This window comes from Pararcticibacter amylolyticus (assembly GCF_003130405.1).
In the GTDB taxonomy this organism is placed as follows: Bacteria; Bacteroidota; Bacteroidia; order Sphingobacteriales; family Sphingobacteriaceae; genus Arcticibacter; species Arcticibacter amylolyticus.
The window spans coordinates 1-376 of sequence record NZ_QEAS01000124.1 but is presented as its reverse complement, the minus strand read 5'-3'; the positions used below and the strand labels follow the sequence as shown (position 1 = coordinate 376).

The window sequence follows — 376 nt, the reverse complement described above, 5'->3', positions numbered from 1 at the left end:
ACCGCCTGCCCGTTCTGCTCCTCGAAGCTCACCCGCACGTTCCCCTGGTAGTCTTTGACCATGTATTCGGCCTTCAGGCTGCTGCCCGTGTTCCGTACCCGCCCTTCGGCCATCCCGAAATACGACAGCGCCCCGTTCTCGTAGACGAAACCGGCGATATAGTCGGTGGTCTTCTGAAGGCTGTTGTTGTCGTACTGCTGCTTGCGCACCAGGACCCCCGTGGCATCATAGGTATAGCTGATATAACGCCCCGCGGAGGTGGTGATGGTCACTTTCTCTGTCCGTCCCAGGATGTTGTAGCTCAGCGTGGTCCCTTTTTTAGGATCGCCCGTCAGGCTTCCGCTCTGGTCATAGCTGTAGGCAGCAGCAGAGCCGG

The 376-nt window shown here is 59.0% G+C and carries 1 pseudogene; it reads right to left on the bottom strand.

Annotation, left to right across the window (positions count from 1 at the left end):
• Window positions 1–376 (bottom strand): annotated as a pseudogene (locus tag DDR33_RS26330) (hypothetical protein); the annotation flags it as partial.